The 24,177-nt window shown below is 52.4% G+C and carries 21 protein-coding genes; 10 read left to right on the top strand and 11 right to left on the bottom strand.

Annotated elements, in window-relative coordinates; genetic code table 11:
• From fliG to N7E73_RS14075, 4 genes are all read left to right on the top strand, one after another.
• Nucleotides 1-1,002 carry a flagellar motor switch protein FliG gene (fliG, locus tag N7E73_RS14090; protein ID WP_432735518.1) on the top strand — a complete coding sequence of 334 codons (1,002 nt, stop codon included), beginning with the start codon at nt 1-3 and terminating at the stop codon, nt 1,000-1,002.
• Entirely contained in the window at nt 989-1,729 is a 741-nt protein-coding gene (locus tag N7E73_RS14085; protein ID WP_432735517.1) for a FliH/SctL family protein, read from the top strand. Before fliG ends, N7E73_RS14085 begins: the two co-directional genes overlap by 14 nt.
• Nucleotides 1,730-1,731: 2 nt before the next feature.
• Nucleotides 1,732-3,045 (top strand): FliI/YscN family ATPase, encoded by a 1,314-nt coding sequence (locus N7E73_RS14080; RefSeq protein ID WP_432735516.1) that lies wholly within the window; start codon nt 1,732-1,734, stop codon nt 3,043-3,045.
• A gap of 173 nt (nt 3,046-3,218) precedes the next feature.
• A complete protein-coding gene (locus N7E73_RS14075; RefSeq protein ID WP_432735515.1) occupies nt 3,219-4,076 on the top strand; it encodes a transporter substrate-binding domain-containing protein in 858 nt (285 codons plus the stop codon).
• A 9-nt stretch (nt 4,077-4,085) separates the two neighbouring features.
• Here the strand turns inward: N7E73_RS14075 and N7E73_RS14070 are convergent, their stop codons facing one another.
• The 3 genes from N7E73_RS14070 to N7E73_RS14060 form a co-directional block, all read right to left on the bottom strand.
• Entirely contained in the window at nt 4,086-5,276 is a 1,191-nt protein-coding gene (locus tag N7E73_RS14070; RefSeq protein ID WP_432735514.1) for a PP2C family protein-serine/threonine phosphatase, read from the bottom strand.
• Between the two features lie 467 nt (nt 5,277-5,743).
• Nucleotides 5,744-6,586: a HesA/MoeB/ThiF family protein gene (locus tag N7E73_RS14065; protein ID WP_432735513.1), complete on the bottom strand. Its 843-nt coding sequence runs from the start codon at nt 6,584-6,586 to the stop codon at nt 5,744-5,746.
• A 3-nt stretch (nt 6,587-6,589) separates the two neighbouring features.
• Nucleotides 6,590-6,814 carry a MoaD/ThiS family protein gene (locus tag N7E73_RS14060; protein WP_432735512.1) on the bottom strand — a complete coding sequence of 75 codons (225 nt, stop codon included), beginning with the start codon at nt 6,812-6,814 and terminating at the stop codon, nt 6,590-6,592.
• A 99-nt stretch (nt 6,815-6,913) separates the two neighbouring features.
• Here N7E73_RS14060 and cysQ point away from each other — a divergent pair, with 99 nt between their 5' ends.
• Nucleotides 6,914-7,669 carry a 3'(2'),5'-bisphosphate nucleotidase CysQ gene (gene cysQ / locus N7E73_RS14055; protein WP_432735511.1) on the top strand — a complete coding sequence of 252 codons (756 nt, stop codon included), beginning with the start codon at nt 6,914-6,916 and terminating at the stop codon, nt 7,667-7,669.
• A gap of 13 nt (nt 7,670-7,682) precedes the next feature.
• Nucleotides 7,683-7,949: a hypothetical protein gene (locus N7E73_RS14050; protein WP_432735509.1), complete on the top strand. Its 267-nt coding sequence runs from the start codon at nt 7,683-7,685 to the stop codon at nt 7,947-7,949.
• Between the two features lie 444 nt (nt 7,950-8,393).
• Here N7E73_RS14050 and N7E73_RS14045 read toward each other — a convergent pair whose 3' ends face one another.
• On the bottom strand, nt 8,394-9,878 hold the full coding sequence (locus N7E73_RS14045; RefSeq protein WP_432735507.1) for an ATP-binding cassette domain-containing protein: 1,485 nt from the start codon (nt 9,876-9,878) through the stop codon (nt 8,394-8,396).
• A 227-nt stretch (nt 9,879-10,105) separates the two neighbouring features.
• Here N7E73_RS14045 and N7E73_RS14040 point away from each other — a divergent pair, with 227 nt between their 5' ends.
• The 4 genes from N7E73_RS14040 to hypF are packed head-to-tail and all read left to right on the top strand — an operon-like array spanning nt 10,106 to nt 16,495.
• Entirely contained in the window at nt 10,106-11,596 is a 1,491-nt protein-coding gene (locus tag N7E73_RS14040; RefSeq protein ID WP_432735506.1) for a TSUP family transporter, read from the top strand.
• Between the two features lie 5 nt (nt 11,597-11,601).
• Entirely contained in the window at nt 11,602-13,158 is a 1,557-nt protein-coding gene (locus N7E73_RS14035; RefSeq protein WP_432735505.1) for a hypothetical protein, read from the top strand.
• Complete coding sequence (locus N7E73_RS14030) at nt 13,158-14,096, top strand: DUF362 domain-containing protein (RefSeq protein WP_432735504.1); 939 nt, start codon at nt 13,158-13,160, stop codon at nt 14,094-14,096. The genes N7E73_RS14035 and N7E73_RS14030 overlap by 1 nt, the downstream gene beginning before the upstream one ends.
• Nucleotides 14,097-14,137: 41 nt before the next feature.
• A complete protein-coding gene (hypF, locus tag N7E73_RS14025) occupies nt 14,138-16,495 on the top strand; it encodes a carbamoyltransferase HypF (protein ID WP_432735503.1) in 2,358 nt (785 codons plus the stop codon).
• 331 nt (nt 16,496-16,826) lie between these two features.
• Here hypF and N7E73_RS14020 read toward each other — a convergent pair whose 3' ends face one another.
• The 7 genes from N7E73_RS14020 to N7E73_RS13990 are packed head-to-tail and all read right to left on the bottom strand — an operon-like array spanning nt 16,827 to nt 24,041.
• Complete coding sequence (locus tag N7E73_RS14020; protein WP_432735502.1) at nt 16,827-17,255, bottom strand: response regulator; 429 nt, start codon at nt 17,253-17,255, stop codon at nt 16,827-16,829.
• A gap of 41 nt (nt 17,256-17,296) precedes the next feature.
• Complete coding sequence (locus N7E73_RS14015) at nt 17,297-17,929, bottom strand: sensor histidine kinase (RefSeq protein ID WP_432735501.1); 633 nt, start codon at nt 17,927-17,929, stop codon at nt 17,297-17,299.
• Between the two features lie 19 nt (nt 17,930-17,948).
• The gene (locus N7E73_RS14010; protein ID WP_432735500.1) at nt 17,949-18,305 is read right to left on the bottom strand and encodes a response regulator; all 357 of its coding nucleotides are present in this window, start codon (nt 18,303-18,305) and stop codon (nt 17,949-17,951) included.
• Nucleotides 18,306-18,308: 3 nt separating this feature from the next.
• A complete protein-coding gene (locus tag N7E73_RS14005; RefSeq protein WP_432735499.1) occupies nt 18,309-20,048 on the bottom strand; it encodes a sensor histidine kinase in 1,740 nt (579 codons plus the stop codon).
• Nucleotides 20,049-20,070: 22 nt separating this feature from the next.
• Entirely contained in the window at nt 20,071-21,288 is a 1,218-nt protein-coding gene (locus N7E73_RS14000; protein WP_432735498.1) for a response regulator, read from the bottom strand.
• 12 nt (nt 21,289-21,300) lie between these two features.
• Nucleotides 21,301-23,436 carry a SulP family inorganic anion transporter gene (locus N7E73_RS13995; protein WP_432735497.1) on the bottom strand — a complete coding sequence of 712 codons (2,136 nt, stop codon included), beginning with the start codon at nt 23,434-23,436 and terminating at the stop codon, nt 21,301-21,303.
• Nucleotides 23,437-23,447: 11 nt separating this feature from the next.
• On the bottom strand, nt 23,448-24,041 hold the full coding sequence (locus N7E73_RS13990; RefSeq protein WP_432735496.1) for a TetR/AcrR family transcriptional regulator: 594 nt from the start codon (nt 24,039-24,041) through the stop codon (nt 23,448-23,450).
• Nucleotides 24,042-24,177 lie beyond the last annotated feature (136 nt).

Here is a 24,177-nt window from a genome sequence, read left to right as displayed (position 1 = left end):
TTGTCAACGCCGTTCACCGGGAATCAGAAAACAGCCATCGTACTTCTTGCCCTCGGGGACAAGTTCACGGCCGAATCTTTCAAGCGCATGACCCGTCAGGAAATTGCAGATGTGTCCAGAGCAATGCTTGAGATGGATTCCGTCCCCAAGGAGCAGGTTCTGGAAGTACTCAAGGAGTTCAACGAAACTCTCGCCTACGGAGCAGAACTCCTCATGGGCGGAGCCGATCAGGTCAAACGGCTGCTCAGCAAGTCACTTGACGAGGAAACGGCAAAATACATTCTGGACAAACTTGACCTTGAAAGCGGACCGGCTCCCTTTCAGGAACTCCAGAACGTCAGTCCCAAGATTCTGGCCCAGATTCTCAGGAACGAACATCCCCAGACTCTGGCCCTCATCATCGGGCACCTGCATCCGGACAAGGCAGCTGATCTCATTTCCAACCTGCCCGGCGGCGTAAGGGCCGAAGTTCTCATGAGACTGGCCCGACTGGAAGCGGTCGCGGAAGAAATGCTCATGGAAGTGGACCGGGTACTGCAGAGCCAGCTCATCGCCATGGGCGGCAAGGAAGGCAAGAAAGTGGGCGGCGTCCCGGCTGTCGCGGAAATCCTCAACGCTGTGGACCGCTCCACCGAAGAGGAGGTTCTTTCCGAGATCGAAGAGGAATCCACCCAGATGGCCGAAGAAATCAGGAACCTTATGTTCGTATTCGAAGACATCAAGGGACTCGACGACCGCGCCATCCGCGAGCTGCTCAAAGAGATTTCCAACGAAGAGCTCACTACCGCTCTCAAGGGAGCATCCGACGACCTGCAGGAACTCTTCTTCAAGAACATGTCCGAGCGTGCATCCAATATGATCCGCGAAGACCTGGAAATCATGGGCCCCGTAAAGCTCTCCGACGTGGAAGCTGCCCAGCAGAACATAGTAAAGAACATCCGCCGCCTCGAAGATGAGGGACGGATCATGATCAGCAGAGGATCGGGAGATGTCTTTGTCTAAGACCGAAAACAACGGCAAGTTCTTCACCGGTAGAGTCATCATGGGTCTTGATTCCAATAACAAGACCCAGGAGATGACTATACAGGAAATGGAAGGCAAGAAGAAGCCGACCTGGAACGAAGACACGGACAAAGAATACTTTGAGCGCGTGAAGGCCAAAGCCCAGAACATGGCCAAGGAGATCATCGCCAAGGCCATGATAGAGGCGGAAACCATCCGCGCCAACGCACAGGCTGAGGGCTATGCAGCAGGACAGCAGCAGGCCGCACAGGAAGCTGAACAGCACATGATCGGCTTCAGCCGGAACCTCACCCAGACCCTGAGCGCCATTCAGCAGCAGGCCCGCAACATCGTGCTGGCCCAGACCACTGATGCGGTTCAGCTGGTCTTCATGGTCATCGAAAAAACGCTGGCAGTGGAAATGGACTCCCGCAGACAGGAAATCCTGTACGCACTTCTGGATGAAGCCCTCGCCCGCATCGATTCCATGACCCAGCTGGTAATAAGAATCTCACCGGCGGATGCCGAGATCATCGGACAACTGCTGGAATATGCGCGGAACGAACATCCCGAACTCGAAAAATGGCGTATAAAAGCAGATCCGTCGATTGACAACGGCGGTGTCATTGTAGAGGCCGAGGACGCGGTCATCGACAACACAGTCACCTCCCGCTGGGAAGGGGTACAGGACATACTCGCCCAGCTCACAGGCACTACCGGAGAATAACCATGGCTGATTTCAAAGGCTGCACCGAACTCCTGAAAGGAGTTGACCCCTGCCGCAGCTTCGGCAAAGTCAGCAAGGTGGTCGGACTCATTGCCGAGGGACGCGGCATCCGGGCACCGCTCGGTTCCGTGTGTCATCTCATGCCCGAAGACTCTGACGAACCGGTTGCCGCCGAGGTCGTCGGATTCCGGGACGGAGCCTGTCTGTTCATGCCCTATGGAGAACTGCACGGCATAGGCCCCGGCAGCCTGATCAAGAACTCCCGCACCCCGCCCAAAATTCCGGTAGGAATGAGCCTGCTGGGCCGGGCAGTTGACGCTTTCGGAGTACCCATCGACGGGCTCGGACCGATTATTCCTGAAAGCTACAACCCCCTGCACCGCGATCCGCCCAACCCGCTGGAGCGTCCACGCATCAACTCCCCGCTGGATGTAGGTGTAAAAGCCATCAACAGCCTGCTTACCCTAGGACGGGGACAGCGCATGGGTATTATGGCCGGTTCAGGTGTCGGGAAATCGACTCTTCTTTCCATGATGGCCCGCTACACAGTTGCGGACATCAACGTAATAGCACTGATAGGCGAGCGCGGCAGAGAGGTTGTTGAATTCATCGAACGCGACCTCGGCCCGGAAGGACTGGCCCGTTCGGTGCTGGTCATCGCAACTTCGGACAAAAGCCCGCTCATACGCATGCGCGCAGCCTACACCGCCACCGCAATTGCCGAATATTTCCGTGACCTCGGGCAGGACGTGCTCCTGATGATGGACTCGGTCACCCGTTTTGCCATGGCCGGGCGTGAAGTAGGGCTCGCCGCAGGAGAGCCTCCCACCCGTGGCGGTTACACCCCTTCGGTTTTCGCCCAGCTCCCCAAACTGCTGGAACGTGCCGGAAAAAGCCCCCTAGGATCAATAACCGGAATCTACACTGTTCTCGTTGACGGTGACGACTTCACCGAACCCATAGCCGACGCAGTGCGTTCGATTCTTGACGGACACATAGTACTCACCCGCGACCTTGCCGACCAGGGGCACTACCCCTGCATCGACGTGCTCAAAAGCGTCAGCCGTGTTCGCGGAGACATCGTTCCCAAAGAAGTTGTCATCGCAGGACGCAAGGTGCTGGGCCGGCTGGCTACGTACAGAAAAGTCGAAGACATGGTTAACATCGGAGCCTATCAGGCCGGCGCCAACCCTGAAATCGATGCAGCCATTAAAATGGTCCCGTCCATCAACGCGTTCCTGCAGCAGGTAATCGAGGAAAAACAGACTATCGATGAAAGCTTTGCCAAGCTGACGAAGCTGGCAGCTTCCGGTTAGTCGATCACAGTCATCACGTTTTCTGATCCATACACCCACCCTCTTATTCATCCAGCCTCTCTGATGCACTGGAAATCTATAGTCGTTTATGATAATGCGATCATTATACACATCGCCACATAGAATAATCGCAATACCAATCAGGCCATAACGACCATAGCCCGGGAAAAAACGTGTTTCATACCTTAAAAATAATCCTGCTGACTGCAATAATTACGTTTTATGCACTATCGGCCAGTGCAGGTGCATCCAGCCTGAAAATAACTCATTCTTCCACAATGCCCCCCCTTGCCTTCATAGACGAAAACGGAAACCCTGACGGTATCCTGATTGATCTGTGGGAAGAATGGTCGACGATTTCCGGTATCAATATAATTTTTGAGCTTCAAAACTGGAGAGATGCTGTCAGCGCGACAATGGACGGCAGTGCCGATATAAACGCGGGATTGTTTTATACAGAAAGAAGGGCCCGTGAGCTGAGCTTTGGCGACTACCTGTTCAACATGAAGGCTTCTATGTTCATTTCAAAGGATCTCACTGAACAGGAAGGTTTCAATCAGGAGAATACGATCTGCGGAGTGCTCAAGGAAGGATATGCCAAAAGTTTCATGGAACAGAATTCCCCTTACACACCGCTGATGTCCTTTGATTCTGCGGGGGAAATGTTTCAGGCTGCTGCTGAAGGCAGAATAAAAATGTTTGTGGCTGATTACCCTGTTGCTATATATCAATTGAACAGGCTGGGAATTGCCGAATCATTTGAATGCGTGAAGACGCTTTACGAAAGAGAACTGCGCCCGGCAACAGGAAAGACTCGTGAAGATCTCATTAAAACAGTAGACCAATTCATGGCCGCCATCCCCAAAACCAGAAAACAGGCCATTATCAACAAATGGCTTGATCCTCACCATGACGGGTATCTAAAGACACGGACGGCGATACTCCTCGCGGCCATAACCCTGCTTCTGTTGATGTTCCTGCACAAGGCAGAACTTTCAAGATTCATGGCAACAATCAGAAAAAGGAAGTAGCAGCCCGCCTCAACAGCCGGTAGAGCCAACCCAATCAATAAGAAGAGCCGTCACATCATCATCAAACACAGGGCGCACGCCTGTCTTGGCTTCAAGAATATCCTCAATGGAATCAAGACATAGCCCGGAGTTTGCCATTAACTCCGTGACAATATCCACAAACGGGTCAAGGCTGAAGTACTCATTCCCCATACGCCACTCATAACATCCGTCAGTAAACAGAAAGAGTTTCAAGGATTTAGAAAAGCGACACTCGGACAGCTCACAGCATACCGGGAAGAAACCGAAAGGCGGAACCTGCGCATAAAGCGGGTCCAGCATCTTGCCATCCACCATTGCCAGTGCGGGGCAATGCCCGGCACTGAGATACCGCATTATTCCACGGTTAAAATCAATGTCCGCCGCAAAAAGGGTGACAAAATAGCTGTCCTTGCCGATCAGGTCGAGCAGGTGCGAATTGATCTGGTCCAGACTTCGTCCAAGGTCACTATTAGAAGACCCGTCGGCCTTGAAGAGAGTGCGCACTATCGCCATGATGAATGCGGCCTGCGGGCCGTGACCGGACACATCCGCCACTATGATCCTTATCACTCCGTCCTCAAGCCCGAAAACGTCATAGTAATCGCCGCTGGCTCTGCCGGATGGCCTGTACAGGCTCTTAAGATCCAGACCGTCAATAACCGGAATGGCCGTGGGCAAAAGCTTGTCCTGAAGTCTGGCGACCAGCCTGACCTCATCGTCAATAATGTCGTAGGCACGCTGGAGTCTGGCATTGGCCGTCTGAAGCTGCCGGGTAAGCATGACCTGCCGTATGGCAACGCCGACCCTGGCCCTGAGCTCGACCACATGAAAAGGTTTGGTCAGATAATCATTGGCCCCGCTGTTCAATGCCTTGGCCTTTATCTCCTGCTCATCCTGACCGGTCAGGACAATGATGATCACCTCCTGATCTCCGATGTCGTTGCGAATACGCGCAATGACATCAAACCCGTCCATGAGCGGCATCATCAGATCAAGGAGAATAACACTCGGCCTTCCCTGCTCATAACGGGCAATGCACTCAAGTCCGTCAGAGGCGGTATCTACGTCATAATCACCTTCAAGCACTCGGGTCAGAAAATTCCTCATGGTGGCGGAATCATCAACCACCAGTATCTTTGGAGTCTCACCCACAGCTTTATTGCCAACCTCGCTGCTCACAGACCAACCTCCGTACAGGACAACATGCCCTTCACACATTCAAATCGAAATAACACTTAGAACTGAATTGAACCGTAACACAATTCATTCCGATTCTGTAGTATAATCAGCACGAATGCATTTATTACTGCTGGAAACCCCGCATGCTCAGAATCGCCCTCAGCACTGCTCCAACAGCTTTCAGCAGAACGCCGTGAGCGACTCCCCAACATTTTTTAGCAGATAGGCAAGTCCCCGGCATCTATCTCCCTGCCTTCTGATCCATGACATTCAAGGGAGCTTCCAAGAAACTCCAAAGCGGAAGCAACATTGTTGAACTACACTACTATTTCCTCAATCTCCTTATCCATATATATCTCCTAACAATAAGTCGAAGCGAGATAAGACTTGCTTCGACTTTTACTTGGACAGAAACTCAATTCAGAACAAATAAATGAGCTAAAAATATTACTACAAGACCTAAAATCTCACAGCGAAACTAAATCAAAATAAAACTTTGACAGATCAAAGAGAAGGGCCTTACCGGAAAGTCCGGCCTTATGACCGCACAGTATCTTGATCACCTCGCTGCTTTGAATCCCCACTGCAGTAAGAATAGCCGGGGACTGGGTTCCAAGCACCTCTTCAAGACCATCAGTACTGCCAAAAAAATCAATGGGTGACACATCTCCGGGATAGACCGTTGAAACCACCCCGGCCCATCCTGCTACGGAAGCGGTAACCATTGGAACCCCCGCCCTGCCGCAGGCCTCCTTCAGATCATGACGGTGTGCCAGTCCCCCAAGGCAATCCACCACAACCTCAGCCCCGGAGATAAATCCGTCAAAACCGCGTCCTTCAATAAATTCTGCCCGCACATCAAAAAATACGGCCGGATTAATTCTGCGGATAAGTTCAAAGGCGGCATCGGCCTTTTTCAAACTAAGGGTATTTTCCGCGGCAAGACGTTGGCGGTTCAGGTTCGACGGCTCAAAGGAATCACCGTCGCAACCTACAATATGCCCCACTCCGGCACGTGCCAGGGCTTCTACCAGATGTCCGCCAAGGCCGCCAAGGCCGACGACCGCGACTTTGGAGTCAAAAAGTTTTTTCTGTTCGGCCGGACTGATCGTGCTTAAATTGCGGGAATACCTTTCAGGCACAGCGCCCTGCTCAAAAGCAACCCGCTCAACAAGCCGTCTATCAAGCCCCAGTTCCAGAGAAATATCCACGCACAACTCATGTGGAGCCACCAGCACCCGTTCTTCCCCACAGACCTTCTCTACCAAATGGCCGGACATCATATCCGATACCTTGTCTTCAATACTCACGGGTCACCCCCCGGTTATGGGCGGAAATAATTTCAGAACATTCCCGTCGGCCAGCACCCGTTCAGGTCCGACGCGTTCATCACCCACAAAATACATGGCAACATCGTCTGCACAGAAGCCCAGAAGACCGGGAACCTCCCCGGCTCTGGTCCCATCGTCCATACCCACAAAATCCGTCTCGGCATTATAACTGCCAAGATGACTGAAGCATACTACTTTGATTCTCATAAAGAGAAATTAAACACCATTTCAGCGCAAGTCAAAACCCGGACGCACATTACATTCTGCATTGATGACAGAAATTAAAAGGTCTGCTAAACCCGACCCATGAAAACAATTACAGACAATCTCTCCAGAGTGGCCCGCGACGCAGGGACCGCCATCATGAAGGTCCGAAGCGAAGGATTCAACATCGACAGAAAGGATGACAGCTCCCCTGTCACGGCGGCAGACCTCGCCTCAAACGAAGTTATCAGCCGTCATCTGGCTGCCATGTATCCTGACATTCCGGTCCTTTCCGAAGAAGGGGCAAAAATTCCCTACTCGGAACGCAGCCGCTGGAAGGAATTTTTCCTCGTGGACCCGCTGGACGGCACCAAGGAGTTCATCAAGGACAACGGAGAATTCTGCGTCTGTATCGCCCTCATGCGAAACAACCGCCCGGTGCTCGGCGTGGTTTACGCTCCCACTCAGGATACCCTGTATACAGGCAGTACCGAAACAGGTGCCTTTGTCAGCCGCAAGGGCAGCGCACCGGAAAAAATCAGCACCAGAAAACCGGAAGACAACGAGGGTCTTATAGTTGTGGGCAGTCGTTCACACCCGTCCCCGGATCTGGCCGTCTACCTTGAAAAACTCAATGTGGCTGAGATGACCCCCGCAGGAAGTGCCATTAAATTCTGTCTGGTAGCCGAAGGCAAAGCCCACCTCTACCCGCGATTCAATCCCACAATGGAATGGGATACTGCTGCAGGACAGGCCATAGTCGAGGCCGCAGGCGGAACCATGACTTCCCTCGACGGAAGCGAGTTTCCCTACAACAAGGAAAACCTGAGAAATGCAGGCTTCATAGTCAAAGCCTGATCAAGGAAAAAAAATGCGCGCGATTATCCTGATTACCATTCTGCTTCTGGGAGGCTGTTCGTCCTACTACAACCCAAGCCTCGACATGAATGTGGACCGCAATGCCCAGTTCAAAATCGACCGCGAAGCCTGCCGCGAAAGATCAAAAAAAGAGGCCAGCTCCGAACCTCGCAACGACTGGCAGTTCCTGCAGACCTATGACAAGCAGCAACGCGAACAGTCCGATGAGGCAAAAGCCTTTGAGCGCTGCATGAGCGGCAAGGGCTGGATTAAAAAATAAATCATGGAGGCCTCCGGCGGCCCCTCGCCTCTGGACTCCTCTCCCCTCCCAAAACGCGTTAATATGCTTCGCGATTTCATAACTAAAATCAGGCAGGCAATGAAATAAAGCTTTCCTGATCGTTAGGATCGCACTACTTAAATATTTTACATACCAAAGGCCGCAACATCCGTACGGATGTTGTGGCCTTTGAATGTCGCTCAAATCAAAACCGGTAAACCAGAAAAATGCCATTCCGCAGATTTAATTGGCTTCGAAACAAATTGTTAAAGCAGGTTTTCATTGCAACAGGAAATAACATTATTACCTTCTGTCACAATGCCGCTTTACTATCCGAAGCGGCGAAGCCCTGCTAAAAAAGTTTTTTGAAGAGTCCAGAGAAACTTTTTTCAAAAAAGTGTCTCTGGCCGCCGGAGGCAAAAAAACAAGCCGCCCCCAAGATCGTTATCTTCCCAGCTTCAGGTACTCTTCTTTTGTTCCCCTGAAGGCTATCCGTCCTTCTTCGATTTCAAGCACATTTGAAATCGACGGAATAAGCTCCTCGTGATGATGGGTAACGTAGACCATGCATATCCCGGCCTGTGCCAGCAGCTCCAGCAGGTTGTATATTTCAACCCTCGACTCTGCATCAACTCCGGCCAGCGGTTCGTCAAGCAGCAGAACGTCCGGCCCGGCAATCAGGGCACGGGCGATGAAAGCCTTGCGCAGCTGGCCGTATGAGACCTGTTCCATGGGCCGATGCGCCAGTTCTTCAATCCCGAAAAAGCGCAGCCATTCCCAAGTCTTCTTGCGCATCTCGTCGCTGATTTCATCAAGAATACCGGCCGAGGCAAAATAACCGGAAATCACCACATCAAAGATGGGGATGGGTTTGCCCACAGCCTCACCGAACGTAGCCTGCATGGAGGCCGAGACCATGCCCATGCGACCACGCACTGAACGCAGACAGTCGCCCTTTTCCGGCAGACGCTGCATGCCTTCTTCAGCGGCATAGGCAGCGGCGTCACCATACAGCAGCCTCATGAGGGTAGACTTTCCGGCACCGTTCCTGCCTAGCACGGCCCAGTTTTCACCGCCGCGCATATGCCAGTCAATGTTGTGCAGCACCCGCTTGCCGAGAAACACAACACTTGCATCATTAAGTTTAAAAAGGGTTTTGCCGGGCTCAATCATCTTTACTTCAGGCGGAACACGTCTGGATAAATCATGAGTGGCACAGGCTATTCCCACACCGGAACCGTCCTCGCAGCGGTCAATTTTTCCATCCCGGATATAAAGGGTCCGGTTCACGCAGGACGGCAGCTCTTCCTTGCGGTGAGCTGAACAGACTACAGTGGTCCCGGAAGCGGCGGCGGCGTCAATGGCCCGGATAAGCTGCTCCCGTGACTGCTGGTCAATGCCCTCCAGAAATTCGTCAAGTATGAGAAACTCGGGCTTGGCCATGAGAGCACGGGCAATAAGAACCTTGCGAGCCTCTCCGCGGGACATCTTGACCATGCTGCGCGGAGCAAGGTCGAGCATGCCTAATGACTGCATCAGGTCACGGACCGGCTCATATTCTCCCTCGTCGGCAAGACGGTAGAGGAAAGGGGTGTTGTCCTTACCGGCAAGCACAACCTCTTCCCCGGTTACATCCCAGGCCAGCTTCATGAAAATATCCTGATGCTCGGGAGAAATCATACGATACCGCTCAAGCGCTTCAAGAGGACTGCAGGTCTTTTCTCCTTCAATATAAAATTCACGTTTCAAATCATCATCCGGCCAGACCTCTCCGGCCAGAATCATCATCAGCGTGGTTTTACCGGCCCCGTTCGGCCCCAGCACTGCCCAATGCTCCCCCTTCCTGATATCCCAGTCTATCCCCGCAAGCACCGGTCCACGGTCAAGGGTAATTGAAACTCCCTTCATGGAAACAAGTAAATCACTCATGCCAACCCCACTTCATAAGACACTGAAACATATTGAATACAAACCGCATTTTTTTATTCAAGGACCAAACATCTACTACTTAAAAACCCCAAGTGCAAGCGCACAGCAGGCTAACGCCACCAGCTCCGCAAGGCAGGGCTCGCAAGTAATCCGCAACTGCGGTTGATAAAAATTCCTTTTGTTTTTATATGTAAATAAAATAATTAACCAATCAGGCAGGGGATAACATGAAATCATCATCCGGCCTTTACTTCTCCGTCCTTGTTATTGCAGCAGCCATCCTGTTTTTTCCGGATCTGCCAAGCGCAGATCTCGGTCTAAAATTGCCCAATATAATCGGCAACGTAAACAATCCCTACATCCTGCCTGAAAGCGGTGAACCCGGATTCTGGATTTCCGCGGCAATAGGGCTGGTCGCAGGTCTGCTTAGTTCGGCCATCGGTGCCGGCGGCGGACTTATTGTCGTACCGGCACTCATGAGTACGGGAATTTCCGGAATTTATGCAATCGGCTCGGAAATATTCCGGGTTTTCATATTCAGCACAATCCAATCAATCCGCATGGGCATCATCAGGCGCATAAATTACATGATGGCCCTGTACCTGACCATCGGCACCACCATCGGCGGACTTGGCGGCTACCGGCTCAGCAAGACCGTCTTCATGGCCGACCCGGCTGGAAGCGACATCTTCGTATCTTCCATGATTGCCCTGTGGCTGATTGTATACTCATTTATAATAGTCCCCGAATTCCGGGAGGCTGCTCACGATTATGCCCTTGAACTTATGCGCAAGGAAAAAGGTGAGCAGGAAAGGGAAGCTGCAGTGCAGATTGAAAAGCCGGCACCTGCCACAAAGGAAGGAGAAGTTGAGGGCGGAGAAAAAAAAGAAGATTCCGAAAACGAATCAGAAAGCAAAACTGACGGCAGCGCCGGGGAAAATACACATAATGAAGATGAACTTTTTCCTGATGAGAAACCATGGCCCATAGCCAAAACCATACGCACGATGAAATTTCCTCCGTACATGAAATTTCCCGGCACCATTAAAAACGATAAGAATGAGCTGGAACCGGCTCTGGTCAGCCGCAGGGGTGCAGACCTTGATGCGGTTGGAGAGCCTGAGAGCTATGACCGTATTCCTGTTATTCCGGCAGTGCTGCTGTCCATCGTCGGCGGATTCTTCATGTCCCTTACCGGCTCCGGGGGCGTAATACTCACCTACACCATCCTGACCAAAGGTTTCGGATGTGTTGCCGCTTTTGTTGCCGGAACGGATCTGGCCCGCCTGGCCGTTGCTTCCGGCACCCTGACCATGTCCACTTACGGACTCGACGGGTTCATCAATATTTACTGCATCACCGGACTGGTCTTCGGCACCTCCACAGGTCTGCATATGGGCAGCAGGGCCATGCAAAACATTCTGCCCTACCGGGTCAAGGGCCTGATAGCCCTTCTGGTAATCTCGGTCATACTTAACCGCCTGCTGTCCCTGCCCTACCAGTTGATCAAGGCCGGAGCCTCTATTTCAGCCGGACTTGCATCCACGCTTGATCAGAGCGGAAACTGGATTCTAATGATCGGAGCTGCAACATTCTGCGGCTGGTTCATCTACTCTTATGTGGATGAGCTGCGTATAGCGCTCATTCCGCCGGAAGAACGGACCAATGAAACCAATGGGGAAAAACAGGGCGAAAAACGTCAGGGCAAGGAGGGATAAGGCTGATGATCTTCTCACTTAAGACTCTGATTATCGCGGCGATCCTTTTTGCCGCCAGCATGACTATAGTCGGCTCAATGTACCTGCCCATGTTCGGCGGAGAAAACGGCTTTCAGGCCATGGAGTCCACTTTCAATTCCCTGCGCAAAGGAGTTCGCCCGCCCTTTGACAAGCTGGAAAAGGCCAACGAGGATTATCTTGGCAAAAATTTCATGACCTCACTCGTTTTCAGCGACAATGAAAAAGCCCGCACGGCAACAATCATGTTTCTGGCCAACAAGCTCACAGTCGCCCCCAAAGGCAAATCCGTTAATGTTCAGGGCGATCTTGGGTATACGATCAAATTCTTCATGGATGACATCCACCTGCTCTACATGAACAGGTTTGATCTATTGGAACAAAAATACTCAATGCCGGCCATGCAATCCATGTACATGCTCGACCGCATCCTGAAAAAACTGGCTGTGTCCCTTGCATCCCAGAACATGAAACCGCAGGAACGACTGGTGCAGGATGTCCGCAGCAAACTGCTCATCCCTGCCTACAACCTTCGCGGGGCACTACCCATCGGCGAAACCTCCGGCTTCATCTATCTGGCCCTGGGTACTTTCGGCATCCTGCTTTTCGCCATCCTTTGGGACATATCCAACTACATATTTTTCGGAACACTTGTTTCGGATGGATTCATGAAGCCTATCCGCATCGCTCTTGGACGCGAATTATCCGATGAACAGAAAGCAGAACTGCAAAAGAAGCAGGAACTGCAGGCCAAAAAGAAGAAAATGCTTGAAGAGGCCAAGGCTGCCAGAGCCAAAAAGCAGGCCGAAGAGCTGGTACACGCCAGACTGGAGGGAGTGCGCACCAACAAGGAGGCTATGAAGAAAGAGAGTTCACAGCCTGATAAAAAATCTCCGCAAACAGAGGGTGAACCCGGAAAACAGAAACCGGACAATGAAAAAGCCGCCCTCAAAAAACAACCGCAGCAGAAAAAACGTGTCGCGCCAAAACATCCTGCTGACACCCGGAACCAGCAGCCTGACGAGAGTAGCAAAAACCCGATTCCGCAGAAAGGGCTCAAAAAGCCGCAGCAACCGGCAGAGAAAAAAGCTCTTAAAAACGGTGACGTTCCGATCAGGAAAAAAGCTGCACCTCCTGAAACGCAAAAACCTGCTGCGCAACAGAAAGCGGTTGAACCGGTAAAACCTGCTGTTCAAAAACAACCGCCGCAACCCCAGCAGCGAAAAAGAAAACCGACACCTGCTCCCGATGCTGCTGCAGGTGCAACATCTGAACGCAAACCGCAACAGGGAGCCGAAGCCGGAACCAGAAAAAAAATGGCTGCTCCTCCGCAGCAGGAAAATCAACAAAGGAAAAAGATTCGTAAAAATCCCGCACCGGATGCTTCACAAAAAGACGTTAAAAAAGTAACTACCCGCCAAGGGGAGCAAACAGCCAAGGCAGCTCCGGATAACGGAATCAAACCAACCCGCAGGCCCGAACAGCAGGCGGTGAAGAAGCCGGCACCGAAAAAGCCCGAAGCCAAACCAGAGGATAAAAGCTGATGGATGAAAAACGCAGCAAAGAGCCGGTAGCCTTCTTTCGAATCCTTGAATATGAATCCACGATCATGGACACTGCGGTTTCCCTGATCATGGACGAATGCGAATTCAAGATTCCACCCGGAGCCAAGGTACTGGTCAAGCCCAACCTTGTATCATCCAAGAACCCGTTGGCCTGCACCCATCCCAACGTTACCCTTGCTGTCTGCCGCTACCTCAAGGACTGCGGTGCACAGATCACTGTGGCGGATTCTCCGGGCTACGGAACAGCCGCGCAGGTATCCAAGGCCATAGGCATGACCTCCGGTCTTGAGAAAATGGGATTGAAACCCAAAAGCCTCGGACGCCCGGTCCCGTTGAAGCTGTCCTTCGGCGAGACTATCGGAATTTCTAGGGACGCGCTGGAAACTGACCTGATCATCAACGTGCCCAAACTCAAAGCCCACGGCCAGTTCCTTGTAACCGGGGCGGTCAAGAACCTATTCGGCACAGTTGTAGGATTCCGCAAGGCATACGCCCACACCCGCTTTGGCGAGCACCCCGGCCTCATGGAAAAGATGGTCATCGAGGTGAACAAGGCCATGCCGGTCTGGTTCAACCTCATGGATGCTATCTACCCCATGCACGTGACCGGTCCCATAAACGGAAAACCATACGCCATGAGCCTGCTTGCCGGATCTCCAAACCAGTATGCAATTGATACCGCTGCGTACATGCTGCTCGGCTTGAGTCCCAAAAAAGTGCTGCTCTGGCGGGAATGTGCAAGGCAGAAAATTTACGGCTACCACCCGGACCACATTAACTACGTGATCGAACCACCCGACGATTTCGACACCACGGATTTTATTATCCCTGATAAACTCAGCCCCATGGAATTCGAGCCGGTCCGCTTTGTCAAAGGCAGGATAAAAAGCCTGCTCAGCAGATTCTCCGGCAAATAAATTTCAACTCACCCCCGCAGCATAAGAGACAGCTTCGCATAATGACCAGCAGTAAAATTTCCCGCAGACTCCTCACCGTCACCGGACAGGTTCAGGGCGTCGGTTTCCGTCCTTTTGTCTACAGAACCGCGCTCAAGCACAAGCTTTCCGGAACAGTGCTGAATTCACCGGAAGGAGTTCTCATTGAACTGCAGGGCCCGGAAGAAGCCCTTGACGGATTCGACAAATCCTTTGCCGAAGACCTGCCCCGCCTTGCCCGCATAGTCTCGCTCGAAAAAGCGGAACTGGGGATTGTGGAGGGTGAAGAGCAGTTCTGCATTCTGGCTTCCACCGCAGGGGAGGGACACTGCGTGCTCATCAGCCCGGACGTGGCCACCTGTCCGGACTGCTTTGCCGATATGAACGATCCGCAGAATCGCCGTTTCGAATACCCGTTCACCAACTGCACCAACTGCGGACCGCGCTACACCATAACCAGATCCATACCCTACGACCGCCCGGTCACATCCATGTCCTGCTTCCCGCTCTGCCCGGACTGCCGGGAGGAATACGAAAACCCGCTCGACCGCCGTTTTCATGCCCAGCCCAACGCCTGTGCCGAATGCGGCCCGAAAGTATGGCTGACCGACAACAAAGGCGACGAACTGGCCGGGCCGGATAGCGCCCTGCGCAATCTGGCAGATCAGCTCTGCAACGGAAAGATCGCCGCGGTTAAAGGACTGGGAGGATTTCATCTGGTCTGCGACGCCTCCAGCACCGAAGCGGTGCGCACCCTGCGGGAACGCAAAAACCGCCCGGACAAACCACTGGCGGTAATGGTCCGGGACATTGAAGCAGCCAGAATTCTTGCTGATCTGACCGAAAACGATGTTGAGCTGTTAGAAGGATTGCAGCGCCCCATAGTGCTGGCGCCGAAAGCGCCCACCTACTCCCTTGCCCCTGAAATTGCTCCGGACACTGACTTCATCGGGCTGATGGTTCCTTACACGCCGCTGCATCATGTGCTCCTGAAATACTTTTCCGCCCGGACCGGCAGCGCCCCGGCCGCACTGGTCATGACCTCCGGCAACATGAGTTCCGCGCCCATATGTATCGGCAACCGCGAAGCCCTCAAAAGACTGCCGTACATCGCCGACGTATTCCTTTTCCACAACCGGGACATCCTCATCCGGGTGGACGATTCCGTCACCCGCTCCGTGCCCGAATTCACCGTGCAGCCGGAAACAGATTCCGCCACCCGCACCGTTTTCATGCGCAGGGCCAGAGGCTATACGCCCTCCCCGGTCTTCCTTGCCAAGGACGGCCCCTGTGTTCTCGGCACCGGACCGGAACTCAAAAACACCCTCTGCCTTACCAAGGGAGATCAGGCGTTCACCAGCCAGCACATCGGAGACATGCAGAATCTGGAAACCGCAAATTTCTGGAAGGAAATCCGCTTGCACCTGCAATCCATCCTCAAGGTCAAACCGCAGCTCATCGTCCGCGACCTGCATCCGGACTATCTGACCACCGTACTGGCAGACGAAATTTCACTTGCCGAGGGAATTGAAACAACTGTCCTACAGCACCACTATGCCCATATCCATTCCGTGCTGGCGGAAAACAGGTACACAGGACCGGCGCTGGGGTTGGCCCTTGATGGAACCGGACTGGGCGAAGACCGCACCATCTGGGGCGGAGAATGCCTGTACGTGGACAATGAAAAACTGGAGCACAAACGGCTTGCCCGTTTCACCCACCTGCGCCTTCCCGGGGGTGAAGCTGCCGTGCGTGAGCCTTGGCGAATAGCATACGGGGCGGCAAAGGACCTCGGCCTGAACGTTACGAATATCCCTGTTCCCGAAGCTGCCCGCTCCGGAATCAAAATGCTGGACCAGATACTGGAACGCAACATCAACTGCCCGCCCACCAGCAGCTGCGGACGTCTTTTCGACGCCGTGTCCGCCATGCTCGGACTGTGTTCGGTCATAACCTACGAAGGTCAGGCCGCCATCATTCTGGAAAAAATTCAGGATATGGAAGAACTGGGTGTATACACCTGTCCGATCATCAACACAGAAAAACCGTTCGAAATAAACACCGGAGCCCTTTTCAGTCAGGCCTGTCAGGACAAAGTGAACGGAGTTTCAGCGGCAGTCATAAGCCGCAGGTTCCATCGCGGACTGATCCTCGGTCTTGCCGATTGTGCCGAACTGCTGGCCGAACAGACCGGAGTAAAAACAATGGGACTCAGCGGCGGGGTAATGCAGAACCTGACCATCGCAGTGGAGCTGCCCGTCGAATTGCAGGCACGCGGCCTCACACCTCTGGTACACCGCCACCTGCCGCCCAACGACGGATGCATTTCGCTGGGGCAGGCTGTTTACGGACAGCTTCTGCTCAACAGCCATGCAGTGTAAAGCCTCCGGCAACCCTACGGGGCTGATTTTGATACGCTTTGCGCTTTTGGCAATCTGATTTCCCCGCCGGCGGCCAAAGGAGCTAAGCCCCTTTGGAATCCCTATTAATTTTTGGACTTCGTCACCGCTCCAGACAAATTGGCCTTGGAAAAACTGACGGAATAATCATGAAATGAACTGATAAAAAACAAAACCTCGCCTTAGGCGCTGACAATAAGCAACAAATCCCGCAATATCGATGATACTGCGGGATTTGTTGTTCATGCCTTTTTAGCAAGCTATACGTAAAGCCTGTTAAAAGGATTTGAAGGTGGTCCGGAGGCTATCTCCGTTACCAGCCCTTATGGCTGAGAATTTCCTTCACTTTTTCTTCAGTCTTTTCTTCAACAAGGATCATCTTTTTAGCCTGAGCCTTCTTGATCTTATCGGTAAGCACGTTGATGTCTGCGGGTTTTTCAACAAAATCCATTGCGCCGAGCTTCATGGCTTCGATGCCCTTTTCAACTGTTGCGTGACCGCTGAGCAGGATGACCTGCAGCTCCGGGCGTGATTTTCTAATATGCTTCAGAGCTTCAATGCCGTCGATTCCGGGCATCTGAAGGTCAAGAATGATCGCATCGAAAGACTCGTTGTCAACCTTCTCAAGGGCTTCCTGAGGATTGGTGCAAGCTGTGACATTCATTCCACGCAATTCCATGCGTTCAGCAAGACCTTCAACAAATTCTTTTTCGTCATCAACGAGGAGTACTTTTTCTGCCATGATTTCTCTCCACCTGCATCATTATGCAGCTTTAAAGTAATTTAAAACTTTACGAGTAAAACTTTTTCCTGCGGGCTGTAACCGATGGAAGCACCCGCTGTTTCGGCCAGTTGGTTCAGGGTGCCGAGTCTTTCTGCCGGGATCTGCTCATTCAATCCCGTTATGCGGAGGGTGCTCACCCCGTCCGCCCCGGTCACACTGATTTTAAGCTCACTGTCCCTGCCTCCGCTGTCCATGCAGCTTTCAAGGGTCAGGGCAATAAGCCGCTGTATGGTAAACGGATCTCCCTTGCCTTTAACCGGCCCGTTATCATCCAGAACGACGTTGACGCATTTTCTTGACGCCATTCTGGTCAGAAGGGAAATCACGAGGGCTGTCAGTTCATGAAAATCAACTTCACACTCGGGCAGATCCACACTGTGGGCAAAGCGGTTCATATTCTTGATGATGGAATCGCCACGCCTGATCTGGCCCTGAATCTTTTCGGCCAGCTTGATAAGTCTCTGCGGATCAAGTTCCATGCCCTGCGTTGCCATAATTGAAAAGTCCTGCAACAGCCCGGCATCTTCATTGATAATAGCAAGGACATTTTTGAGATCATGCGAGATTGCCGCGCTTATCTGCCCGAAAAAACAAAGTCCGTCACGATCTTTTTGCAGTGCGCTTGAGCCCATGTCTGTTTCTCCCTGAAGTTTATTCACTTCCAAGAGCCTGATTGATCTTGGCAACCAGTTCTTCAATTTTGATAGGCTTGACCAGATAGCAGACAGCTTCTGCCGCACCGGCCTTGTAGTCCTCTTCCGAGCCGTGCCCGGAAAGGAAAATATATTTCATGCCCGGCCGGATTTCTTCCAGCTTCTTGCGCAGTTCCAACCCGCTCATACGCGGCATCTTCACATCAAGCACGGCGAGGTCGTATGCATTGTCAGTAACTTTTGCCATTGCCTCATCGCCGGATGCAGCCCAGTCTGCTTCAAACCCCCTGAAGGAAAGGCGTTCGGCGAGAGCCGAAACCAGTTCAGACTCGTCGTCCACCAGTAATATTTTCATTTTCTACCTGTCTCCGTTATTTTTTGGAACGATGGGCAGGGTAAAGCTGAACTCGGTACCCTTGCCGAGTTCGCTGGAAACACTCATGGTCCCGCCGAGATCCTGTACCAATCCGTAAGTGATAGACAGCCCCAGTCCGGTCCCGCCCGACTGCTTCTTGGTCGAATAAAAAGGCTCAAATATCTTTTTAAGATCAGCCGCAGGAATTCCGCAGCCGCTGTCTTTTACCAGAAAGGACAGGTTGTCCTTGTCCTTGCGGACAACCTTGACCAACAGCGACCCGTTATCTTTCATGGCCTGAAAGGAATTGTTGATCAGGTTAAGAAGCACCTGTTCAAGCTTGCCACGGTCAGTGACGATTTCGAAAATATCTTCCCCGACCTCAACATTCACATCAATGGAGCGATATTCAGCCTCCTTGTTAAGGAAACTGAGCACGGTGTCAATGACCTTACGCGGGTAAACCGGCCTGAAATCGACATCGGACTGGCGGGAAAAACTAAGCAGCCGCTTGGTAATTCGTCCGCATCTTTCCACTGAACCGATAACCGAATCCACAAGCCCCAGCACCCGGTCATCCGCTTCATACGCTTTGCTGAAGGTAAAGAGGTCTTTGAGCAGCCCGGCTTTTTCATTGATGATGGCCAGCGGATTGTTAATTTCATGAGCCACCCCGGCAGCAAGTCGCCCGATGGAAGCCATACGGTTGTGGTGCTCCATCTGCTGCAGGGCCTTGGAGCGGGTCTTGTCTGCTATATAAATTCGTTCCACCAGATAGGACGCCACCGCCCACATGACCCCGATAATGACTGCTATGCTGATACTGGTGAACCATGTAACGGTATTACGCGAGCTCTGCCATGCGCCCATGAACTCCTCCTGCGTTTTCACGAAAAGGAGGATGAACGGCGTGTTCTCGATATAGGCATAGCCCACCATGGCCGGATCGCCGTTGCGGTAATGAATCTCTTCAACCTTGGTCCGGAAAGACTCTTCCGGAAGGTCGAAACTTACATTTGAAAAAAAGTCTCCGTTCCAGCGGGAAGGAGTCTGGAGCATACCTTCCCGGTTCACGAGAAATACATCCTCCCCCGGAGACAGGTCCAGACTGGAAAAAATGCTGTTGAACTGCCTTGTGTCCAGCGTGGCGCGCAGGACTTTGAATCTGGTTCTGCTATCGTCCAGATAGTGCTTCAGGGCAATAACCAGATGCGGGCTGTCGCGGAAACCGAGAAAAACCTCACTGACAAACACGCCCTTCTCCACGGCCTGCTTGAACCAGTCCTGCCCGGCGTATTCGCGCCCTTCAAGATTGTACGGTCCTACGTAGGCTACCTGCTTCCCTTCCTTATTGATAACTCCGAGGTCGATAAAACCTCCGAAGCTGTTCTTAAGGGAATGAAGCATTGCTGCAAGGCGCTCCCTGTTGTCAAAGGAGCGGAAATCATCAAGCTCAACAAGAAGCTTTAAAGCGGATTTCCGCTCCTCGACAAAGTAGGCCACAGCCCGGCGGGTGTTGGACGTAGTCCTTGCCGCCCGCAGCGTGTTTTCAGATTTAATGGCTCCCCGGGTTACGCTGAAGTCGATTGAAGCCATGATCAGGATCGGAACAAGCGAAACAACAACCAGGATTGCGAAGCACAGCTGCCAGATGCGCTTGTAGTCGAACAAACGCTTGTAAGGCCCGGCGGCCTGCGTATTCGCATCCCAGAATTCCGGCTTGAATAATCCTTTGATCGACATGGTCCTGCTCCGGGGGATAATTTTACTTAGAGTTACGAACCTTGGCGTAGGCGTCCTTGAGGGTTGAGCTCAGGACTTCAATATCCACAGGCTTGTTCAGGTACGCGAATGCACCCAGCTCCATACAGGTCCTGCGGTCGTTCTCGGAACCGTGACCGGTAAGGATGATCACCTCGATACCCGGACGTTCAGCCTTGACCCTGCGCAGAACCTCGATACCGTCGATGCCGGGCATCTTGAGGTCGAGGATCATAACTTCGGGTTCATCTTCCTTGACCACGTTCAGTGCGGATTCACCATCATAAACTACTGCTGAACCGAGATCGCGGAGCAGCAGGCGCTCGGAAAGGGTCTTGACGAATTCACGCTCGTCATCAACCAGCAGAACGCGCGAAGGAAGTTCAAAATCCATACGGCGATAGATATCAGCCTCGTAATAGTTCTTTCCGAAATCGATGTTGACCTTGGAAACACCTTCAAGAGGCTCTGCAATTTCACGCAGATCCTTTTCAAGACGCTCGACCATAAGCACTTTCTTGTTGATGGAAAGGGTCACGGTTCCGCCATCGGCCTTCACTTCCACATTATGACCTTTGGAGGCCATCACGGTCTGCACGTTGGCAGCCAGCAGGAAGTCGGAAACAGCCTTTTTGGAAGCCTCGGTCACTTTTACCGCAGCGTTGCCGAGTTGTTCCTTGATCAGGGTAACGGACTCGTCAACACCGGTCTTGCCCACGGGAATAACCATATCGTAAAGAGCCGGAGCCCAAGGATCCTTGTTTCCGGTAGTATCCCGGACCCAGACAGTTGCTTCCTCGTCGGCGTGATGAATGGCCTTGAGTGCGTCCTTTTCTGAAACTCCGCCTTCACTGAGTGCCACTTCAGTTCTCTTGTGGACATCGTCAATCAGGCAGACCTTGAGAATATGGGCAATCTCCTGCGAAAGGAGCTGGGTAACCATGCCTGAAACAAGCAGGGTTTCACCGGCAGCCAGCTTCCGGGCCAGAGCAAGCCTGAGCCAGGCAACGGAACGTTCCTTCTCGTGGCTGAACTTGTTGAATATGGAGGTCGTGGGAGAAAAAGCCTTGGCTACGGCCTTCGCACTCATCCCGCTAAGGGAGGCGGCATCGGCAACCAGATCGGCATCGGTCACAAGCTTGAAACCGGCATCGTCCATCAACCGTTTTACTACGGAATCAACCTGACAGAACAGGCCGCTGAATATAAACAGATCAGACATTAGTAACCTCCACTATGCGTTACCGGTAATACGGCAGTACGTGGTGAGGGGACAGTCGGACTCGGTACCGTCTACGTGAGCGGTAGCGTGAGTCCGGCAGAGTGCGGTCTCGGTATCAGCATAAACATGGTCCCTGCCGATCTTTTCCAGCAGGTGAGTGCGTTCAAGCACAGCCATGACCGCTTCATTCACACCGGAAAGGGAGATGTCGCGTCCGCCGCTGCGAACGGTATCGACAATCAGGGAAAGAGCTTCTTCACCTGATGCGTCAATGTCGTTGATTCCGTTGCTGACCAGGATAAAGTGCTTGAGATTGGGCATAGCCATAATGCGCTCGGTGATCTGGTCTTCAAGGAAGCTTGCGTTGGCAAAGAACAGCGGCCCGTCAAAACGGACAACCGCGATGTGATCGCACTCGCGAAGCCCGTGGACACTTGCGTCACGCAGAACCTGGTCTTCACCCTTGGAAAGAGCGGCAACACGGGGGCGCATGCTCTTGTAGAGGAATACTCCGAGGGAAAGAGCAACGCCTATCATAATACCCTTATCAAGGTGAGGCGCAAATGCCAGGGTGGCAATAAATGAAATTATGGAAATGGCTCCATCATACTTCTGGGCCTTCCATGCATGGATGAAACCGGAAGCGTTGATCAGGCCGATAACCGCCATCATGATAACCGCAGCCAGAACAGCCTGGGGCAGATGATAAAGGAGCGGAGTAAAGAACAGCAGGGTGACGGCAACAATACCGGAAGTGAATACACTGGAAAGCCCGGTAACAGCCCCGGCCTGCAGGTTAACCGCCGAGCGGGAGAATGAACCGGATGCGGGATAGGAGGAACCGCAGGCGCCAAGCATGTTGGCAAGGCCCTGACCGATGAGTTCCTGGTTGGGATCAAGTTTCTGTCCGGTCTTGGCGGCCATTGCCTTTGCAATGGAGATGGCTTCCATGAAACCGAGCAAAGAGATGATTACTGCAAAGGGCAGCAGCTTCATGATGACCTTCAGGTCAAGACTGGGAATTGCGAGGGGAGGGAAACCGGAAGGAACGTTTCCGACAACAGCACCGCCGCCCATCATCTTTATGGAATCGGTATCAAGAACCTTGTTGCCGACTTTTACTCTCCAGGTGCGACCGTCGTCGGTCATGCCGGCAGGAACCTTGCCCTGAGGGAAGAAGGTGAGAGAACCGTCGGACTGTTCCACGCCGCTGAAGAGCATGTACCGAAGTTCTTCACGAAGTTCGTGCGATTTATGTTTGAGCACGTTGGCCTGATAATTGACCACATGCAGATCATGCTCGGCATCATAAAAACCGATCTGGTTTTTTTCAGCCTTGGCCTTGTCTTCAAGAGCCGCAATCTGGGTGCGCTTCAGTGCCAGATCAGAAATGCCGACAACAGACTTGTTGAACTCGGCGATCAGTTCCTGAGTATGCTGGTCCTGAATTGCGGAAACCTTTACGGAAGTGTCGTGGTTGAAACCCACTGCCCATGAAAGCACCGTGGTAATGACAACCGCACAGAGCACGTTGGGAATCTTAGGGTTGACCTTTTTCAGGCCGACCATGATAGCAAACGCGAGAACGCCCATTCCCAGAGTCGGGAAATGAGTGTAGTGCATCGCGGATTTAATTACCCTCATGATGGTTTCAAAGTGCAGCTCCGCCTTATCAACATAAACGCCGAACATCTTGGACAGCTGGGAAGAAGCGATAATGATCGCCGCAGCGTTGGTGAAGCCGTTTACAACCGGGTGGGACAGGAAGTTTACCACCAGCCCGAGGCGCAGCACACCAAGCAGGAACTGGAAAATACCGACAAGCAGCGCCAGCAGCAGCGCATAAGCTATGTAGCCTTCACTGCCTGCGGTAGCCAGCGGTTCAAGGGACGCGGCAGTCATGAGGGACACAACTGCAACAGGTCCGGTTGCCAGCTGGCGGCTGGAGCCGAAAAGAGCAGCCACCATGGGAGGCAGCAGAGAGGCGTAGAGACCGTAGTAAGCTGGCATGCCTGCAAGCTGAGCGTACGCCATGGACTGGGGAATAAGAACAAGCGCAACGGTCAGACCGGAAATAATATCCGCCCTGAAGGCCGCGCTGCTGTACTTCTTGAACCAGCCCAGAAAAGGAAAAATTCTGGTAAGCATGAAAAACACCCCTATTCAGGTTTCAACATTCTGCGGATGGACTCGATCAAATCGTTGAACAAAGCCCCTGCATCATAGAGATTAAAATTTTTAAATCTCACTAAACCATCGACCATCGTAAAAATGATGAGTGCACTCTTCCGGGGGCTCACCCCGCCAATGGAGCCATCGTTCAATCCCTTCTGAATCGCCTGTTCGAACAGGATAACCAGACAATTGTATATGGCTTCCAGGTGATCCCGGAATTCAGGTCTGCTTTCCGCAAACTGATAGAGAAAATGCCGGTGCAGCAAAAGGAATTGGTATTCCATCCGCCCAGCGAGAAGGAGGTAAAACGCAACCACCTCTTCCATCTCCTCAATCCCGGTCCCAGGGGCATGATTCTTCATGTGGGCCGCGAACTCCTCCAGAATCCGTTCCTTGGTCATTTCAAGGATCGTAAGCAGAAGGTGTTCCTTGTTCTTGAAGTGATAAAAGATAGTACCTTCCGCCGCTCCGGTCATGGCAGACAGTTCCTGCATGGAAGTATCCGCAAATCCCTTGTTGGCGAAAAGTATGGTGGCAGCCTCCAGTATTGCCGCCTTCTTTTTGGACATCTTGGTCATTCTCTTTCCTTTTGCTAAAAAACCGACTGAGCACTCAGTCTGAATCGAAATTAATCTAATCACAGTATCGTTGTCAACCCGTCCATTTTTTCACAAAGTCAAAATAGATCAGCTACAACATATCAAATTTATTGTA

The sequence above is a fragment of the Maridesulfovibrio sp. FT414 genome (genome assembly GCF_050916235.1).
Taxonomy (GTDB): Bacteria; Desulfobacterota; Desulfovibrionia; order Desulfovibrionales; family Desulfovibrionaceae; genus Maridesulfovibrio.
The sequence above is the reverse complement of the archived record's forward strand: the minus strand, read 5'-3'. Positions and strand labels throughout refer to the sequence as shown.

What these genes read in the sequence shown, in the direction of transcription:
- N7E73_RS14085 (WP_432735517.1), top strand. Translation starts at nt 989, where the DNA reads ATGTCTTTGTCTAAGACCGAAAACAACGGCAAGTTCTTCACCGGTAGA.
- N7E73_RS14080 (WP_432735516.1), top strand. Translation starts at nt 1,732, where the DNA reads ATGGCTGATTTCAAAGGCTGCACCGAACTCCTGAAAGGAGTTGACCCC.
- N7E73_RS14060 (WP_432735512.1), bottom strand. Translation starts at nt 6,814, where the DNA reads ATGAGAATCAAAGTAGTATGCTTCAGTCATCTTGGCAGTTATAATGCC.
- cysQ (WP_432735511.1), top strand. Translation starts at nt 6,914, where the DNA reads ATGAAAACAATTACAGACAATCTCTCCAGAGTGGCCCGCGACGCAGGG.
- N7E73_RS14050 (WP_432735509.1), top strand. Translation starts at nt 7,683, where the DNA reads ATGCGCGCGATTATCCTGATTACCATTCTGCTTCTGGGAGGCTGTTCG.
- N7E73_RS14045 (WP_432735507.1), bottom strand. Translation starts at nt 9,878, where the DNA reads ATGAGTGATTTACTTGTTTCCATGAAGGGAGTTTCAATTACCCTTGAC.
- N7E73_RS14040 (WP_432735506.1), top strand. Translation starts at nt 10,106, where the DNA reads ATGAAATCATCATCCGGCCTTTACTTCTCCGTCCTTGTTATTGCAGCA.
- N7E73_RS14035 (WP_432735505.1), top strand. Translation starts at nt 11,602, where the DNA reads ATGATCTTCTCACTTAAGACTCTGATTATCGCGGCGATCCTTTTTGCC.
- N7E73_RS14030 (WP_432735504.1), top strand. Translation starts at nt 13,158, where the DNA reads ATGGATGAAAAACGCAGCAAAGAGCCGGTAGCCTTCTTTCGAATCCTT.
- hypF (WP_432735503.1), top strand. Translation starts at nt 14,138, where the DNA reads ATGACCAGCAGTAAAATTTCCCGCAGACTCCTCACCGTCACCGGACAG.
- N7E73_RS14020 (WP_432735502.1), bottom strand. Translation starts at nt 17,255, where the DNA reads ATGGCAGAAAAAGTACTCCTCGTTGATGACGAAAAAGAATTTGTTGAA.
- N7E73_RS14015 (WP_432735501.1), bottom strand. Translation starts at nt 17,929, where the DNA reads ATGGGCTCAAGCGCACTGCAAAAAGATCGTGACGGACTTTGTTTTTTC.
- N7E73_RS14010 (WP_432735500.1), bottom strand. Translation starts at nt 18,305, where the DNA reads ATGAAAATATTACTGGTGGACGACGAGTCTGAACTGGTTTCGGCTCTC.
- N7E73_RS14005 (WP_432735499.1), bottom strand. Translation starts at nt 20,048, where the DNA reads ATGTCGATCAAAGGATTATTCAAGCCGGAATTCTGGGATGCGAATACG.
- N7E73_RS14000 (WP_432735498.1), bottom strand. Translation starts at nt 21,288, where the DNA reads ATGTCTGATCTGTTTATATTCAGCGGCCTGTTCTGTCAGGTTGATTCC.
- N7E73_RS13995 (WP_432735497.1), bottom strand. Translation starts at nt 23,436, where the DNA reads ATGCTTACCAGAATTTTTCCTTTTCTGGGCTGGTTCAAGAAGTACAGC.
- N7E73_RS13990 (WP_432735496.1), bottom strand. Translation starts at nt 24,041, where the DNA reads ATGACCAAGATGTCCAAAAAGAAGGCGGCAATACTGGAGGCTGCCACC.